The 1609-nt window shown below is 62.2% G+C and carries 1 protein-coding gene; it reads right to left on the bottom strand.

Features of this window, described 5'->3' with window-relative positions; genetic code table 11:
* Positions 1-391 precede the first annotated feature (391 nt).
* The gene (locus tag ACWC24_RS41865; RefSeq protein WP_450668169.1) at positions 392-1057 is read right to left on the bottom strand and encodes a TetR/AcrR family transcriptional regulator; all 666 of its coding nucleotides are present in this window, start codon (positions 1055-1057) and stop codon (positions 392-394) included.
* Positions 1058-1609 lie beyond the last annotated feature (552 nt).

Below are 1609 nucleotides of genomic sequence, written 5' to 3'. Positions count from 1 at the left end.
GACATAAGGTGTCACTTCAATGTGCGTGATCTTGCGTCGGTTTGAGCTGCTGGCACTCGTCTTGGTGAGCGAATAGTTCCCGGACGGCTTGTGGAGACTCGCGCGAGTAGTGCCGCCAGCCCTTGAGGAGGACGGGAAGCCATCCGCCCTGTGTCCCTCGGTGATGATGGGGTTGTTGGAGGTCGATGGTGCACACGTGATGGAAGTCAAAGAGCTTGCGCGGACAGTGTGAAAGCACAAATCAACTGTGATCACCGAGACCCAGTATCACTGTTAAACACCTCGTCAAGGAAGCGGCAGCCTCCGAGGTCATCGCTTTGCTGGCTGTCTGGTCCTGGCCAGGTTGTTGCTGTGCTTCGTCAGCAGCGGAACCTGTCTGCAGGTGTGCGTCTTAAAGTGCGCGGCTGGTCCGAGCGGCGGGTGCCATCAGCAGTCCGCACAGGGCGTCCTCCAGCTCCTCAGCGGTGTCCGACCAGGAACGTCCCGACGGTGCCACACCACTGGCCAAGTCACGTTCCCGGTCGGCGCAGGTGTAGACGATGAGGGTGCTCGCCATCTCACCGCGTCGTCGGCGGATCGTCGGTGGGAGTCCGTCCAGGCAGCGCTCCAGGCCGCGTACCACAGCACCAAGAGCTGGACGGGTTAGTGCGTCCTCCGTGATGAATTCTCGAGCCGCTGGATCAGTGAGTACCTGGGCAGCGCACCGAGCCTGCCAGGAGGGTGCGCCCAGAGCCTCCAAGTGCTCAGTCACGGGCCGCACCAGACATCGGACCCACTCCCGCAGATCAGAGCAGTCGGCTATTTCCGCAACGTAGCGGCTGCGTAGCACGTCGACCGGCCCGGCATGTCGGGTCATGACTGCACGCATCATGTCGAGTCGTGTGCCGAAGTGGTAGTTGACAGCAGTGACATTGCCCTGTCCTGCCGCTTCCCCGATTTGCCGGTTGGATACGGTGGCCAGCCCCTTTTCCGCGTAGAGTTGTTCCGCAGCGATGAGTATCGCTTCACGGGTGACGGCCGAGCGGGCGTTGCGGCGTGAACCGCTGGCGGTTACCACGTGTCCGGCATCTCGTGCGAGCAAAAGGTAGGCAGGCTCTCGCTGGGCATCGGTTCACTGCCTCTACCGGTGCTTCGAACGTGATGTCTGCCGATATCGCCACTACGTACTGTTCGTTTCGTTTCGGCCTGACGAGGCGCACGAGCGGTGGAGTTCTCGTACATGGTCACGGCCTCCTTCGTAAGCGATCGGGTGTGGTGTCGGATCGACAGAACGCCAGGCACGGCAGGTCACAGTCGAGCACGAAACAGCGTCCAGCCAACGAATATCTGGCGCCTGGCTCGCCTGCAGAGGCCTCCTCTGCGGTCCTCTTGACTCCGACATCTCACTGCGCGGAAGTATGCATGATACACATCGAGTGCATCGGCCACATACCCCTCCTCGCCCACGGTCGGCTGGTGAGCGTGGCGGGCAGCGACAGCCCTGGGCGAGCGGACAGAAGAGGTAAGCACGCTCCGCATCGTCCGCGCCTTTCAGCTCGGCGTGGCGAGGTTTCGTGTGGGCGCGGCACATGGCGGCACCTATGTACAGCCTGCCTGAAGCGGCTACGTT

The sequence above is a fragment of the Streptomyces sp. NPDC001443 genome (assembly GCF_053597355.1).
The sequence above is the reverse complement of the archived record's forward strand: the minus strand, read 5'-3'. Positions and strand labels throughout refer to the sequence as shown.